General features: G+C 61.3%; 13 protein-coding genes. 7 read left to right on the top strand and 6 right to left on the bottom strand.

Annotated features, from left to right (window positions below):
* Positions 1-12: 12 nt before the first annotated feature.
* Positions 13-1,677, bottom strand: coding sequence for an AMP-binding protein (locus tag IHQ43_RS15290; RefSeq protein ID WP_192561153.1), 1,665 nt, complete (start codon positions 1,675-1,677; stop codon positions 13-15).
* Between the two features lie 289 nt (positions 1,678-1,966).
* On the bottom strand, positions 1,967-2,983 hold the full coding sequence (locus IHQ43_RS15295) for an AraC family transcriptional regulator (RefSeq protein ID WP_192561154.1): 1,017 nt from the start codon (positions 2,981-2,983) through the stop codon (positions 1,967-1,969).
* Between the two features lie 179 nt (positions 2,984-3,162).
* Here IHQ43_RS15295 and efeU point away from each other — a divergent pair, with 179 nt between their 5' ends.
* From efeU to efeO (IHQ43_RS15315), 4 genes are read left to right on the top strand one after another with little or no spacing between them, the layout of a single operon-like run.
* Positions 3,163-4,002, top strand: coding sequence for an iron uptake transporter permease EfeU (efeU, locus tag IHQ43_RS15300; protein ID WP_192561155.1), 840 nt, complete (start codon positions 3,163-3,165; stop codon positions 4,000-4,002).
* 8 nt (positions 4,003-4,010) lie between these two features.
* Positions 4,011-5,210 (top strand): iron uptake system protein EfeO, encoded by a 1,200-nt coding sequence (efeO, locus tag IHQ43_RS15305; RefSeq protein WP_192561156.1) that lies wholly within the window; start codon positions 4,011-4,013, stop codon positions 5,208-5,210.
* Between the two features lie 17 nt (positions 5,211-5,227).
* On the top strand, positions 5,228-6,526 hold the full coding sequence (gene efeB, locus IHQ43_RS15310; protein ID WP_192561157.1) for an iron uptake transporter deferrochelatase/peroxidase subunit: 1,299 nt from the start codon (positions 5,228-5,230) through the stop codon (positions 6,524-6,526).
* Between the two features lie 21 nt (positions 6,527-6,547).
* Positions 6,548-7,372, top strand: a complete 825-nt coding sequence (gene efeO, locus IHQ43_RS15315; RefSeq protein WP_192561158.1) for an iron uptake system protein EfeO — start codon at positions 6,548-6,550, stop codon at positions 7,370-7,372.
* 150 nt (positions 7,373-7,522) lie between these two features.
* Here the strand turns inward: efeO (IHQ43_RS15315) and pssA are convergent, their stop codons facing one another.
* Entirely contained in the window at positions 7,523-8,866 is a 1,344-nt protein-coding gene (pssA, locus tag IHQ43_RS15320; protein ID WP_192561159.1) for a CDP-diacylglycerol--serine O-phosphatidyltransferase, read from the bottom strand.
* A 285-nt stretch (positions 8,867-9,151) separates the two neighbouring features.
* Here pssA and IHQ43_RS15325 point away from each other — a divergent pair, with 285 nt between their 5' ends.
* Positions 9,152-9,718 carry a TetR/AcrR family transcriptional regulator gene (locus tag IHQ43_RS15325; RefSeq protein ID WP_192565006.1) on the top strand — a complete coding sequence of 189 codons (567 nt, stop codon included), beginning with the start codon at positions 9,152-9,154 and terminating at the stop codon, positions 9,716-9,718.
* A 53-nt stretch (positions 9,719-9,771) separates the two neighbouring features.
* On the top strand, positions 9,772-10,251 hold the full coding sequence (locus tag IHQ43_RS15330; RefSeq protein WP_192561160.1) for a nuclear transport factor 2 family protein: 480 nt from the start codon (positions 9,772-9,774) through the stop codon (positions 10,249-10,251).
* Positions 10,252-10,293: 42 nt separating this feature from the next.
* Here the strand turns inward: IHQ43_RS15330 and sfnG are convergent, their stop codons facing one another.
* Positions 10,294-11,388, bottom strand: coding sequence for a dimethylsulfone monooxygenase SfnG (gene sfnG, locus IHQ43_RS15335; RefSeq protein ID WP_192561161.1), 1,095 nt, complete (start codon positions 11,386-11,388; stop codon positions 10,294-10,296).
* A 373-nt stretch (positions 11,389-11,761) separates the two neighbouring features.
* Here sfnG and IHQ43_RS15340 point away from each other — a divergent pair, with 373 nt between their 5' ends.
* The gene (locus IHQ43_RS15340) at positions 11,762-12,541 is read left to right on the top strand and encodes a TSUP family transporter (RefSeq protein ID WP_011334290.1); all 780 of its coding nucleotides are present in this window, start codon (positions 11,762-11,764) and stop codon (positions 12,539-12,541) included.
* On the opposite strand, the gene nudC is transcribed toward IHQ43_RS15340, so the two are convergent.
* Together nudC and IHQ43_RS15350 are read right to left on the bottom strand one after the other, a co-directional pair.
* Entirely contained in the window at positions 12,509-13,339 is an 831-nt protein-coding gene (gene nudC / locus IHQ43_RS15345) for an NAD(+) diphosphatase (protein ID WP_039768669.1), read from the bottom strand. The genes IHQ43_RS15340 and nudC overlap by 33 nt on opposite strands.
* 6 nt (positions 13,340-13,345) lie before the next feature.
* Positions 13,346-14,158 (bottom strand): crotonase/enoyl-CoA hydratase family protein, encoded by an 813-nt coding sequence (locus tag IHQ43_RS15350; protein ID WP_085709995.1) that lies wholly within the window; start codon positions 14,156-14,158, stop codon positions 13,346-13,348.
* Positions 14,159-14,222: the final 64 nt, after the last annotated feature.

The raw sequence follows: 14,222 nt of genomic DNA on the forward strand, positions 1-14,222 counted from the left end.
GTTTCCTTGGATTCAAGCTGAAACGTTGTGCGCTGCGGCCTCTTGAGCCTTGGCGATTTCCTGGTTGCGCAAGATAAAGCGCTGCAATTTGCCGCTCGGGGTTTTCGGCAACTCGCTGACAAATTCGATTTCACGGGGGTACGAATGCGCGGCCAGGCGTTTGCGTACGTGTTGGCGCAGTTCTTCGGCCAGCGCAGGTTCCGCGCGGTATTGCGGGTTGAGCACGACGAAGGCTTTCACCAGTTCGGTGCGCTCCGGATCGGGTTTGCCGACCACTGCGGCTTCGACCACCGCCGGGTGTTCGATCAATGCGCTTTCCACGTCGAACGGGCCGACCCGGTAGCCGGAAGTGGTGATCACATCATCGCTGCGGCCGACGAAGCTGATGCTGCCGTCCGGATTCCATTCGACGGTGTCGCCGCTCAGGTAGTAATCGCCGACGAAAGCCTTGGTCGGCGCGCCTTCGTAGCCGGCGAACCAGCACATTGGCGACTGTGTGCGGTCGATGGCGAGGATGCCCGGCTGGCCGACGCCGAGTTCGTTGTTCTGATCGTCAAGCACCACGATGCGATGGCCCGGCGAGGCGAAACCGGCGGCGCCGAGGTGGATCGGGTGTTCGAGGCCGTGGTGGTTGCACAGCACCATGCCCAGTTCGGTCTGGCCGTAGTGGTCGTGAATGACCACGCCGAGGTTGTCGGCGAACCAGCGGATCACCTCCGGATTCAACGGCTCGCCGGCGCTGCTGACGATGCGCAGCCTGCCCTTGATCGACTTGGCGAAGTCATCGCCGCCGGCAATCAGCAGGCGATACGCGGTGGGCGAACCGGTGAGGTTGGTGATGCCGTACTTGTTGATCACCCGGCAGGTGCTTTCCAGGGTGAACGGGCCATCGTAGAACGTGATCGGATGGCCCATCGACAACGGGCCGGTGACGCCGAAATAAATGCCGTAGGCCCAGCCCGGATCGGCGACGTTCCAGAACGCATCTTCCGGGCGCAGATCCACGGCATCACGGGTGTAGCTCTGGAACGCGACGATGGCCTTGAGCGGCACCGACAGCGCTTTCGACGGGCCGGTGGTGCCCGAGGTGAACATCAGCAGGAACGGGTCTTCGCCGGTCAGCATGACCGGTTCGCAGACATTGGAATGGTTGGGCAGCTCGGCCCAGAAACTGAAATCGCCACGGACGATGCCCTGGCCTTTCGGACCGCCGACGGTGACCAGCGTCGGGCAGTCGGCGACTTCGGCAAGTTTCGGCCGGTTGACCGCATCGGTCACCACCACTTTGGCACCGGAACTGTGCAAGCGATGTTCGAGGGCTTTCGGGCCGAATGCCGTGAACAGCGGTTGATACACCGCACCGATGCGCCAGGTGGCGAACACGGTGATCAGCAATTCGATGTTGCGTGGCAGCAGGCCGGCGACCTTGTCGCCCTTCTGCACGCCCTGGGCGAGAAGGAAATTGGCGAAACGCGCGGCTTTGTCCTGCAGATCGTTGAACGTGTACGTCGCACCGGCGCCATCGCGCCCTTCCCAGAACAGCGCAATGCGCCCCGGCAGTGCGTGGCGGTCACAACATTCGACGCAGGCGTTGAGCGCCTCGAGCGTGCCGCTGAGCGCGGCGTCCACGGTGTGCTGATAATCAAACTGTGCGGTGGCAGACAAGTAATCGCGCATTGCCAGAATCCCTCTGTTCTTATTAGGTTGGGGAACCGTAAACAACAGAGGAATACTCGCGCCGCACGCCGGCTGCGGCAATGGTCAAAGCCCTCAAAGTGGATGACTGGTTTGGCCAAGATTCCGGTTACAGCTGATCGTTCCCACGCTCTGCGTGGGAATGCAGCCCGGGACGCTCCGCGTCCCCTCCAGAGCTGGAACGCGGAGCGTCCCTTGAGGCATTCCCACGCAGAGCGTGGGAACGAGAGTTGGCGTTGAGTCAGCGGGTGTTGGGAGTGTCGGTGGCGGATCAGACCGCTTCGTTGAGGATCAAGCTGCGATAGTGCCCGGGATTGGTCCCCGACCACTTGCGAAACGCCTTGTAGAACGAACTCGCATCGGCAAACCCCAGCCGCGTGGCGATCTCGGCAAAGCTGATCGAAGGCTCCGCCAGCCAGGTGATCGCCAACTCCTTGCGCACGCTGTCCTTCAACCCCTGATAGGTCTGCCCTTCTTCGGCCAGACGCCGGCGCAGGGTCGAGGCCGACATGCACAACTGCTGGGCCAGCGCGTCGGTTTCCGGCCAGTGTTCGGCGGCTAGCTGCCGCAGATCCTGCTTGATCCGGCTCGCAAGGCTTTCCGGGTCGCGGTACTTCACCAGAATGTTGGCCGGGGCATGGGCGAGGAAGCGCTTCAACTCCTCGGCGCTGCGCTTGATCGGCAGATCCAGCACATCGGCGGCGAAGATCATCCGCGTTCGCGGCCGGTCGAAGCGCAAGTTTTCCGAGAACATCACCCGATAGTCATCACAGAAGTCCGGCGCCGGGCAGCGCAATTCGATGGCCAGGATCGGAATCCGCCGCCCCGCCAGCCAGCACGCCACGCCGTGAACGATCATCCAGTAGGTGAAATAGGTGAAGGCGCGGCGCGGTTCCGGTTCGTCTTCCAGCAGGACGATTTCCGCCAGACTCTGCTGGTGCACCAGTTGCGCCGGCATGCGCTCGAGCATCAGCGACAGGAAATTCAGACCACTGCTCAACCCGGCCGCCAGATTCGGCTGGGCCATCGCGCTGCGGCAAAGGAATTCCAGGCTGCCGGATTTGAGCTTGCGCGGGTCCATGCCAAAGAACTCGTCATCGCCGCGCCGGGCCAGCAGCCGCCACAACCGTGCGTACTGGCTGGCCGGGACGCGGGCGTCGTCGGCGGACAGCAGCGCCGGATCGATCCCGACCTTGCTCAAGACTTCTTCCGTGGCCACGCCTGGGGCACAACTTTGCAGCAGTGCTTCGCGCACCAGTTGAATGGCGATGGTGTCTTTTTCCGACATGGAACGTGCGCAATCCTGTTGTTGTTCGAGTGGCGGGCATCTTAGCGCAGCTGGCTGGGCGACGTGGATGTTCAGACTCGTTCAGCTGAGGTTCAGGTAAATGTCAATTAGTGCCATGTGAGAATGACTTTCATTATGTTACAACTTGTAACCTCATTTCGTTACACAGTGATCGTCGAATGCTCGTTCCCTTTTTGATCATGTTGCGCGAAGGCATCGAAGCCGCGCTGATCGTTGGCATCATCGCCAGCTACCTGCAACAGACCGGCCGTGGCCAGTGGATGCCGGCGGTGTGGATCGGGGTGTTTCTCGCCGCTGCGCTGGCGTTGCTGGTCGGCGGTGGCCTGGAACTGGTCAGCGCCGAATTCCCGCAAAAGCAGCAGGAACTGTTCGAGGGCGTGGTCGGCCTCGTCGCTGTGGGCATTCTCAGCTCGATGGTGTTCTGGATGCGCAAGGTGGCGCGTTCGATCAAACATTCGCTGCAAGCCTCCCTCGATCATGCGCTGACCGCGTCGAAACATCAGGTCATCGCGCTGATCGCCATGGTGTTTTTCGCCGTGGCCCGGGAAGGACTGGAAACCGTGTTCTTCCTGCTCGCCGTGTTCCAGCAGAGCGAAGGCCCGGCCGCGCCGATCGGCGCCCTGCTCGGCCTGATTCTGGCGATCATCGTCGGCTTCCTGATCTACAGCGGCAGCATGCGCCTGAACCTGTCGGCGTTCTTCCGCTGGACCGGGCTGTTCATCCTCGTGGTCGCCGCCGGGATTCTCGCCAACTCGGTGCAGGCCCTGCATGAGGCCGGGGTGTGGAACCACCTGCAAACCGTGCTCTTCGACTTCAGCGCGACGCTGCCGATGGATGGCCCGCTGGGCTCGGTGCTGGCCGGCATGTTCGGTTATCAGGATGCACCGACCGTCAGCACCCTCGGCGCGTATCTGATTTATCTGGTGGTGGCGCTGGTGATGTTCTTCATGCCGGCACCCAGGCCCGCTGCCCAATCGTCTTCCGTTTCCAGCCAATAAGGGCCTTCATGTCAAAGCCTAATACTCCTCAGGCCTCGCCTCCCCGCGCCTTGCGCTGGGCGGTGGCCGGTTCGGTGGTCGTGATGATCGCCGCCGGTGGCCTGTTCTACTACGCCTCGAAAATGGCCGCCGCCAAACGTCAGCACAACCGTGACGAAGTGGTGGTGAACATCCACCCGCACAGTTGCGAGCCGAACGCCCTGACGGTGCCGGCCGGCCGCGCCAGTTTCCGCATCGTCAACCGCTCTGACCGGGCGGTGGAATGGGAAATCCTCGACGGTGTGCTGGTGGTCGAAGAGCGCGAGAACATCGCGCCGGGCCTGAGCCAGGTGATCAACGCCAACCTGCAGCCCGGCGACTACGCCATCACCTGCGGCCTGCTGAGCAACCCGCGCGGCACCCTGCACGTGACGCCAACCGCCGCTTCGGATGCCGCTGCCAAGGCCAAGCCGTCCATGGTTGCCTTCGTCGGGCCGCTGTCGGAGTTCCGCGTCTACCTGGCCAGCCAGGGCAGCGCGCTGATCAAAGCCGTGACCGCGCTGAATCAAGCGATCGACAGCGGCGATCTGGCCCGGGCCCAGGCGTTGTATTTGCCGGCCCGTGCCGCGTACCAGCGTCTGGCCCCGGCCGCACAACGCCTGGCCGAACTGGACAACAGCATCAACGCCCGCGCCGATTACTTCGAAAAACGCGAGCAGGATCCGGCCTTCGTCGGTTTCCACCGCCTCGAATACGCGCTGTTCCAGCAACGCAAACTCGACGGCCTGACGCCCATTGCCCAGGGCTTGCTCGACAACGTCACCACGCTGAAACAACAGCTGCTGGCCCAGTCGCTGCCGCCGGAGCAACTGGTGGAAATCGTCGTGCGCAACCTCAACACCCTCGCCGACGTGCGCGCCGCCAGCGGCGAAGAGGAACGCTACAGCCACGGCGACCTCAACGGCTTCGCGGCCAATCATGAAACCGCGCACAAAGTCGTCGAACTGCTGCGCCCGCTGCTGAGCAAATCCGCCGCCGACCTGCTGCCGAAAATCGACAGCGCACTGGCTGATTTCGATACCACGCTGAACGGCTTCAAGGTCAAGGACGGCTACGCCAGCTACGACACCGTCAACGGTGAGCAACGCAAGCAGATCGCCGACAAGGCCAAGGCCCTGGCCGACGCCCTCGACGCCATTGATCCCGCCCTCGGCCTCTCCGGCCTGTAAGCAGAAGACGAATACCGATGAACGATTCCGAACACTTCAACCTGCAACGTCGCCGTGTACTGATGGGCATGGGCGCCGCCGGTGTCGCACTGGCCGGCACGGCGTTGAGCTGCCCGGCGATGGCAGCCGCCCCTGCTCAAGTCACCGAAGCACCGAGCAGCGACAAGACCCAGGATCATCATGATTTTCATGGTGTGCACCAGAGCGGCATCGTCACCCCGCGCCCGGCGGCCGGCATGCTGGTGTCGTTCGATGTGCTGGCCAGCGACCGTGAAGACCTCGAACGCCTGTTTCGCACCCTCAACGAGCGCATCGCGTTCCTGATGAAGGGCGGCCCGGTGGCGCAGATCGATCCGAAGTTGCCGCCGCCCGATTCCGGGATTCTCGGCCCGGTAGTGACGCCGGACAACCTGACCATCACCGTGTCTGTCGGCGAATCATTGTTCGATGAGCGCTTTGGCCTCGCCGCCGCCAAGCCCAAGCGTCTGGTGCGCATGGTCGGTTTCCCCAACGATGCGCTGGAAGCCGATTGCTGCCACGGCGACCTGAGCCTGCAGTTCTGCTCCAACACCGCTGACACCAACATCCACGCCCTGCGCGACATCGTGAAGAACCTGCCGGATCTGCTGCTGGTGCGCTGGAAACAGGAAGGCAGCGTACCGCCGCAAGCCCCGGCCAAACCCGGTGTGCCGGCGCAATCGGCGCGTAACTTCCTGGGTTTCCGCGATGGTTCGGCCAACCCGGATTCCAACGACGGCAAAGCCATGGACCGCATCGTCTGGGTGCAGCCGGGCAGCGACGAACCGGCCTGGGCGGCCCACGGCAGTTATCAGGCGGTGCGGATCATCCGCAACTTCGTCGAACGCTGGGACCGTACGCCATTGCAGGAACAGGAAAGCATCATCGGCCGGGTCAAAACCACCGGCGCGCCGATGGGCGCCAACCATGAAACCGAAGTCCCGGATTACAGCAAGGACCCGGAAGGCAAGCTGACCAAGCTCGACGCACATATCCGCCTGGCCAACCCGCGCACCGCCGCGAGCCAGGCCAACCTGATCCTGCGCCGGCCGTTCAACTACTCCAACGGCGTGAACAAGAACGGCCAGCTCGACATGGGCCTGCTGTTCATCTGTTACCAGGCCGACCTGGAAAAAGGCTTCATCACCGTGCAGACCCGCCTCAATGGCGAGCCGCTGGAGGAATACCTCAAGCCGGTCGGCGGCGGTTACTTCTTCACCCTGCCGGGTGTCACGGGCGACAAGGACTTCATCGGTCGCTCGCTGCTCAACGCTACCCAACCAAAAACAACTGCATAGCATTCAACAGGAGCCGCCCCCATGAAAAAGACGCCACTCGCGTTATTGCTGACCCTTGGTTTGCTCAACACCCCGCTGTCGGCGTTCGCCGCGACCGCGCCTCTGGATCTGGTGGGGCCGGTGTCGGACTACAAGATCTACGTCACCGAACAACTGGATGAACTGGCCAGCCACACCCAGCAGTTCACCGACGCGGTGAAAAAAGGCGACCTGGCCACCGCGCAGAAGCTCTACGCGCCGACCCGCGTTTATTACGAGTCGATCGAGCCGATCGCCGAGCTGTTCAGTGACCTCGACGCCTCCATCGACTCCCGCGTCGACGACCACGAAAAGGGCGTGAAGGCTGAAGACTTCACCGGTTTCCACCGCATCGAGTACTCGCTGTTCTCAGAGAAGAGCACCAAGGATCTGGACGGCCTGGCCGATGGCCTGAACAAGGACGTGAAGGACCTGCAGACCCGCGTCGCCGGCCTGACCTTCCCGCCGGAAAAAGTCGTCGGCGGCGCTGCCGCACTGCTCGAAGAAGTCGCCGCGACCAAGATCTCCGGTGAAGAAGACCGTTACAGCCATACCGACCTCTATGACTTCCAGGGCAACATCGACGGCGCGAAGAAAATCGTCGACCTGTTCCGTCCGCAGATCGAGAAACAGGACAAGGCCTTCGTCGCCAAAGTCGACAAGAACTTCGCCACCGTGGACAAGATCCTGGCCAAGTACAAGACCAAGGACGGTGGTTTCGAGACGTATGACAAAGTGAAGGACAACGACCGCAAGGCGCTGGTGGGCCCGGTCAATACCCTGGCTGAAGACCTGTCGACATTGCGTGGCAAGCTCGGTCTGAACTGAGACGTGTAGCGCCTGTTCTACACCTTTCGCGAGCAAGCTCGCTCCCACACGAAGTCTTTGTTGAACACAGAAATTGTGCTCAGCAAAGATCCAATGTGGGAGCGAGCTTGCTCGCGAAGGCATTTTTAGCGGCGCTGAAAACTCTGTGCTTTAGAGGATGCGATAGAGCAACCGCTCGACGCGCACCCGGCTCACGCGCTTGAGGAACTTGGCCACGCCCGCCGGGTAGTCCGGCAAGGCTTCCAGGTCCTGGAATCGCTCGATCCGCGTGGTGTGTTCGAAGATGTTTTCCAGCTCAAGACGTCGCGGTTCCAGCCATTCGCCTTTCGGGTCATCGATCAGCAAGGCGTTTTCCAGATCGAGCCGGAATGCCCTCGGGTTGAGGTTGTTACCGGTCAGCAGCGTGTAGCGCTGGTCGATCCACATGCCCTTGAGGTGATAGCTGTTGTCGCCTTCACGCCACAGGTGCAGGTTCAACTGGCCGCTGTCGATGTTGCGCTGATGCCGCTTGGCGAAACGGCGCAGGCTGATCTCGTAGAGATACGGCAGCGCGGCGATCACCTTGAACGGCTCGCTCGGCGGGATGTAGAAGTCGTTGGCGGTCTTGTCGCCGACCACGATGTCGATCTTCACACCGCGGGCCAGCGCCCGGTTGATCTCGCGGATCACCCCCAGCGGCAGATTGAAATACGGTGTGCAGATGGTCAGTTGCTTCTGGGCGCTGGCGATCAGCTCCAGAATCACCCGGTTCAGCGGGTTGTTCTTGCCCACGCCGAGCAAAGGGCTGACTGACAGGCCGGTATGCGCCGTGTTGCCGGCACTGGTGTCGTAAGCCGCATATTTGAGGCGGCTGCGCAAATCGCCGATGTCGTTGCGCAGGCTGCGGGTGGTCGGCAGGTTCGGCAGGTCGAGGCGATGCACCGCTTTCGATTCGATCAGACCGTGCTTGACCAGATGGTGCATCGAATCCGCCAGTTCGCGGCTTTGCAACACGTGATAACGGTCGAAACGGTACTTGTCGAATTTATGCAGGTAGACGTTGTTCAGGCTCGCACCGCTATAGACCACGCAATCGTCGATCACGAAGCCTTTGAGGTGCAGCACGCCGAACAGCTCGCGGGTCTGCACCGGCACGCCGTAGACCGGCACCACGCTCTGGTGGGTGCGGGTCATTTCCTGATACCACGCCGAGTTGCCCGGCTGCTTGCCGGCACCGATCAAGCCGCGCTGGGCCCGCAGCCAGTCGACGACCACCGCGATTTCAAGCCCGGGACGCTTGAGTTTCGCGGCGTGCAAAGCATCGAGAATTTCCTGGCCAGCCTCATCGTTTTGCAGATAGAGCGCGACGAGGTAAATGCGCTGGGTCGCCTGGGCGATTTTCTCCAGCAGGCAACGGCGGAAATCGGCGGCGCCGGGCAGGATCGTCACGGCCTCGGCGGTCAGCGGAAAGCTGCGCAGTTTGGGCAGCAGAGAGCGTTTGAAAAGCAACGGCATAGGGCTCGCAATGGGTCGAATCCGAAGAACCCGAGAGCTTACACCATCAACTCCTTCGGGTCTTGTGAGTGTCTGTAATGACTTGACTGATCGTTCCCACGTCGAGGCGTCGAACCGTCCGCGTGGGAATGCCTCAAGGGACGCTCCGCGTTCCAGCTCGGGAAGGGACGCGGAGCGTCCCGGGCTGCATTCCCACGCAGAGCGTGGGAACGATCAAGTAGAACGCGAGAGCGATCAGGAAATAACTGCTTGACCAAGGAGAACGATCGTTCTACTGTTCGCCACATGAACAAAATAACCAGCAACGACACGACCCGAGACATCATTCTGGATGTCACCGAAAAGTTGATCTACAAAAGTGGCATCGCTGCCACCGGCATGGATCTACTGGTGAAAACCGCCGGCGTTTCCAGAAAGAGTATCTACCGCTACTTCGCCAACAAGGAGGAGTTGACCGTCGCCGCGCTGCAACGCCGCGACGTGCGCTGGATGCACTGGTACAGAAGCGCCGTCGATCAGGCCGAAACCCCGGCCGATCGCCTGCTCAACCTGTTTACCGTACTCAAGGGCTGGTTCGCCTCGGAAGGCTTTCGAGGATGTGCCTTCATCAATACCAGTGGCGAGACCGGCGATCCCGAGGATCCGGTCCGCCAGGTCGCCAAAGACCACAAACAGAAGCTGCTCGACTATGTGTGCGAGCTGTGTACCGAACATGGGGCCGAGGACCCGCAACTGCTGGCCAAACAGCTGCTGATCCTGATTGACGGCGCCATTACCGTAGCGCTTGTGATGGGTGATCACAGTGCCGCCGATAATGCGCAATGCATGGCGCGAAAGTTATTGGACCTGTAACGCCTTAATAAGCCTGACAAGTTGTTTGACTGTTAATAGATCGGGAGACAAACATGTCTACTGCAGCCGAAGTTCGTCCGCCATTGCCACCGTTCAACCGTGAATCGGCCATTGAAAAAGTTCGTCTGGCCGAGGATGGCTGGAACTCCCGCGACCCGGAGCGCGTGTCGCTGGCTTACACCCTGGACACCAAATGGCGCAACCGCGCCGAATTCGCCAACAACCGCGAAGAAGCCAAGGGTTTTCTGACCCGCAAATGGGCCAAGGAACTGGATTACCGCCTGATCAAGGAACTCTGGGCCTACTCCGACACCCGCATCGCCGTGCGCTACGCCTACGAATGGCACGACGACTCGGGCAACTGGTTCCGCTCCTACGGCAACGAGAACTGGGAATTCGACGACAAGGGCCTGATGTTCCAGCGTTACGCCTGCATCAACGACATGCCGATAAAGGAAAGCGAACGCAAGTTCCACTGGCCGCTGGGCCGACGCCCGGATGATCATCCGGGGTTGTCTGAGCTGGGTCTGTAATCAAGTAGCCGATCCCTCCTGCACAGTGTGCAGGAGGGATTTTCAGGCGACTTCGGCAGTCCGGGCCGATTGCGCTTTGGCCTCCAGTTCCCGCACCAACGGCAACACCCGCTTGCCGAAATACTCCACCTCTTCCTGAAAATGCAGGAACCCCGCCAATATCAGGTCCACACCCACCGCTTTCAACGCCACGATCCGCTCGGCAATCTGCTGCGGCGTGCCGATCAGATTGGTCTTGAAGCCGTCGTTGTACTGCACCAGATCTTCAAACGTCGATTTGGCCCAGTTGCCCTCGCCCTCGGGCGACGCCCTGCCCGCCTGTTTCGCCGCATCACCGAAGGCATTCACCGCTTCCGGATCCGCCTGGTCGATGATCTGTGCCAGTACTGCTTTGGCTTCTTCCTCGGTATCCCGGGCGATGACAAACGCATTCACCCCGATTTTCACCGAATGATGATTCGCCGCCGCTTTGGCGCGAATGTCGTCGACCTGCGCCTTGATGCCCTCGACGCTGTTGCCGTTGGTGAAATACCAGTCCGACACCCGCGCTGCCATGTCCCGAGCGGCGCGGGAACTGCCACCCTGAAAGATTTCCGGCCGGCCCAGCGGCTTCGGCTTCAGGCTGTAGTTGTCGAAGCGATAGAAATCGCCACGGAAAGTGAAGTTGTCCTGACTCCAGATCCCGCGCAGCGAACGGATGAACTCTTCCGAACGACGATAGCGCTCGTCGTGCTCCAGCCAGTGTTCGCCAATCGCCTGGAACTCGCCTTTGAACCAACCGCTGACGATGTTCACCGCAATCCGGCCGTTGGTGAGTTGATCAATGGTCGCCAACTGTTTGGCCGCCAGCGCCGGTTGCCACGGGCCGGGCAAGATGGCGGCGATGACTTTCAGTGTGCTGGTGGCGGCGAGCAGCGCATGGCTGAAGGCGACCGATTCATGCTGGAACTCGGCGCCGTAGCCGGCGGTGAAACGGATTTGCGTCAGGGCGTATTCGAAACCCGCCGCCTCGGCCAGTTGCGCCAGTTTGCGGTTGTAGTCAATGCCCCAGTCGGTGCGTTGCTCGATCTTGCTGACCACCAGCCCACCGCTGACGTTCGGCACCCAGTAGGCAAATTTCACGGCTTGCTGACTCATTGGCGTGTCCTCGGGACAGTTGATGAAGGTGAGAGAGCCAGAGCAGCAAGCGTGCCAGCAGCGGAAGGCCCGGTTTTATTGGGGCTACAGGCAATCGGGATGCATGGTGGGAGGGTGATTTGTTGGGTGCCTGTTCGGTGGGCAACAGTTGAACTGTCGGGGAAAGGACTGGCCTCATCGCTGGCAAGTCGAATCGTCGCACCGCCGCTCCCACAGTAATTTCAGTGCGCACAATATTGCGATCATCCCGAAAACTTGTGGGAGCTGGCTTGCCAGCGATGAGGCCATATAGGTCGCCGCAACACTTGGAAATGAGTAACATGGCTGCCCTCCCCGCAGCCCAGCTCTGCAACCTGCCGAATAAGCCGATTCCATGCCTTTCGAACTCAGCGTTGACCTCACCACCCTGGCCGTTCTGGCCCTTGTCGCTTTCATTGCCGGATTCATCGACGCCATCGCCGGCGGTGGCGGTCTGTTGACCACGCCTGCGTTGCTCACCGCCGGCCTGCCGCCACACCTGGTGCTCGGCACCAACAAACTGAGTTCAACTTTCGGTTCGGCGACTGCCAGTTTCACCTTCTACCGGCGCAAGCTGTTTCACCCCAAGCAGTGGATGCACGCCATCGTTGGCACCCTGGTCGGCGCGCTGACCGGCGCCATCGTCGCCCATTACCTGCCGGCGGAATGGCTGAACAAGATGCTGCCGGTGATCGTCTTCGCCTGCGGTCTGTACCTGTTGTTTGGCGGCACGCCGAAAGCGCCGCTGGACAGCGACGCACCGATCAAGAAGAAGTGGCAATCGACCCAGGGCTTCAGCCTCGGTTTCTACGACGGCGTGGCCGGCCCCGGCACTGGCGCATTCTGGACTGTCAGCAGTCTGCTGCTCTACCCGATCGATCTGGTCAAGGCCAGCGGCGTGGCGCGCAGCATGAACTTCGTCAGCAACATTGCGGCGCTGTCGGTGTTCGTGTTTTCCGGGCAGGTGGACTGGATCATCGGCCTGAGCATGGGCCTGTCGGTGATGGTCGGCGCGTTCTTCGGGGCGCGCACCGCGATCAGCGGCGGCGCCAAGTTCATTCGTCCGGTGTTCATCACCGTGGTGCTGGGGTTGACCGTGCGTCTAGCCTGGCAGCACTGGTTCAGCGTGGCCTAAGCGCCGCGCCACGTAGACGTCGATCAGGTAACGGGCAATCGATTTGGACGCCGGCAACGGCGGCAGATCGTGCACGTTGAACCACTGGGCGTCTTCGATCTCGTCTTCCTGACAGACAATCTCGCCACCGGCGTATTCGGCATGGAAGCCCAGCATCATCGAGTGCGGGAAGGGCCAGCACTGGCTGCCCATATACTGGATGTTCTTCACCTCGATCTGCACTTCCTCGCGCACTTCGCGGATCAGGCAATCCTCGGCCGACTCCCCAGGCTCGGCGAACCCTGCCAACGTGCTATAGACACCGGTGACAAAGCGCGGTGAACGCGCCAGCAGCACTTCATCGCCACGGGTCACCAGCACGATCATGCTCGGCGAAATCCGCGGATAACTGCGCAGATCGCACGGCTGGCAATACATCGCCCGCTCTCTTGGCACCTGGGTCATGGCCTGACCGCAATTGCCGCAGAAACGGTGTTCGCGAGCCCAAGTGCCGATCTGTGCGGCGTAGCCCAGCACTTTGTAGATCGTGTGATCGCCGTCGAGCATGAACGCCCGCAAGCCTTTCCAGTTGCACCCCGGCACCTCGCTGGTGCTGCGCAGTTCCAGCAGATACACCGGTTCGCCATCGAGATGACCGATACCGTGCTCGGCAAGGATCGACAAGTCCTGACGCTTGAGCCATTCCCGGGGGAACAGCGCGCCGTTGTCATCGAACAGGAAACCCTCGGGGCTGCGCGCCACGGCCCAGCCGCCGGGTTGATCGGTGTCCAGTACTGCAGTGGTCCAGCGAGATGTCATGGTTTCTCAATCCAGAAATTCGGGTTTCTGTTTGCTCATATGGGCAGCCATGGCCACGCGCAAGTCAGTGGATTGCAACATGGCGGCGTTCCAGGTGGCAACGTACTCGAGACCGTCGTCGATGCGATGGTCGCGCATGTAGCTGATCATTTCCTTGGTGCCGGTGACCGCGATCGGCGACTTGCCGGCGATGTCCCGGGCAATGTCCATCACGCCTTCGATCAGGCTGTCCTTGTCGCTGTAGACGCGATTGACCAGGCCGATGCTGCGCGCTTCTTCGGCGCCAAAGGTGCGACCGGTGTAAGCCAGCTCACGCAGCATGCCGTCACCGATGATCCGTGGCAACCGTTGCAGGGTGCCAACGTCGGCCGCCATGCCGATGTCGATTTCCTTGATCGAGAACTGCGCGTCTTCAGCGGCGTAGCGCATGTCGCAGGCGGCGATCAGGTCGATGGCACCGCCCAGGCAATAACCCTGGATCGCCGCGAGTACCGGTTTGCGGCAATTGTCGACGGCATTGAAGGATGCTTGCAGGGTCAGGATCTTTTTGCGCAGCAAACGCGCATTGCGCCCGACATCCTTGCCCAGCTCATTGGCCACACCGGCCAGCATCATCAGGTCGATGCCCGAGGAAAAGTGTTTGCCAGCGCCGCTGAGCACCACCACCCGCACTTCGTCGGTGTCGTCGATCCACTGGAACACCTCGACGATTTCGCTCCAGAACGCAGCGTTCATCGAGTTGATCTTTTCCGGACGATTGATCTGCACATGGGCGATGTTGTCGGCCAGTTCGACGCTGAAGGCGGTGTATTGAGTCATGGCAGAAATCCTTTACCGGGCTGAAAATGAGGCCCGAACTATAACAAGGCATCAGCACGGCGGT

It is taken from the genome of Pseudomonas gozinkensis (genome assembly GCF_014863585.1).
GTDB lineage: Bacteria > Pseudomonadota > Gammaproteobacteria > Pseudomonadales > Pseudomonadaceae > Aquipseudomonas > Aquipseudomonas gozinkensis.

What these genes read in the sequence shown, in the direction of transcription:
- IHQ43_RS15290 (WP_192561153.1), bottom strand. Translation starts at nt 1,677, where the DNA reads ATGCGCGATTACTTGTCTGCCACCGCACAGTTTGATTATCAGCACACC.
- IHQ43_RS15295 (WP_192561154.1), bottom strand. Translation starts at nt 2,983, where the DNA reads ATGTCGGAAAAAGACACCATCGCCATTCAACTGGTGCGCGAAGCACTG.
- efeU (WP_192561155.1), top strand. Translation starts at nt 3,163, where the DNA reads ATGCTCGTTCCCTTTTTGATCATGTTGCGCGAAGGCATCGAAGCCGCG.
- efeO (WP_192561156.1), top strand. Translation starts at nt 4,011, where the DNA reads ATGTCAAAGCCTAATACTCCTCAGGCCTCGCCTCCCCGCGCCTTGCGC.
- efeB (WP_192561157.1), top strand. Translation starts at nt 5,228, where the DNA reads ATGAACGATTCCGAACACTTCAACCTGCAACGTCGCCGTGTACTGATG.
- efeO (WP_192561158.1), top strand. Translation starts at nt 6,548, where the DNA reads ATGAAAAAGACGCCACTCGCGTTATTGCTGACCCTTGGTTTGCTCAAC.
- pssA (WP_192561159.1), bottom strand. Translation starts at nt 8,866, where the DNA reads ATGCCGTTGCTTTTCAAACGCTCTCTGCTGCCCAAACTGCGCAGCTTT.
- IHQ43_RS15325 (WP_192565006.1), top strand. Translation starts at nt 9,152, where the DNA reads ATGAACAAAATAACCAGCAACGACACGACCCGAGACATCATTCTGGAT.
- IHQ43_RS15330 (WP_192561160.1), top strand. Translation starts at nt 9,772, where the DNA reads ATGTCTACTGCAGCCGAAGTTCGTCCGCCATTGCCACCGTTCAACCGT.
- sfnG (WP_192561161.1), bottom strand. Translation starts at nt 11,388, where the DNA reads ATGAGTCAGCAAGCCGTGAAATTTGCCTACTGGGTGCCGAACGTCAGC.
- IHQ43_RS15340 (WP_011334290.1), top strand. Translation starts at nt 11,762, where the DNA reads ATGCCTTTCGAACTCAGCGTTGACCTCACCACCCTGGCCGTTCTGGCC.
- nudC (WP_039768669.1), bottom strand. Translation starts at nt 13,339, where the DNA reads ATGACATCTCGCTGGACCACTGCAGTACTGGACACCGATCAACCCGGC.
- IHQ43_RS15350 (WP_085709995.1), bottom strand. Translation starts at nt 14,158, where the DNA reads ATGACTCAATACACCGCCTTCAGCGTCGAACTGGCCGACAACATCGCC.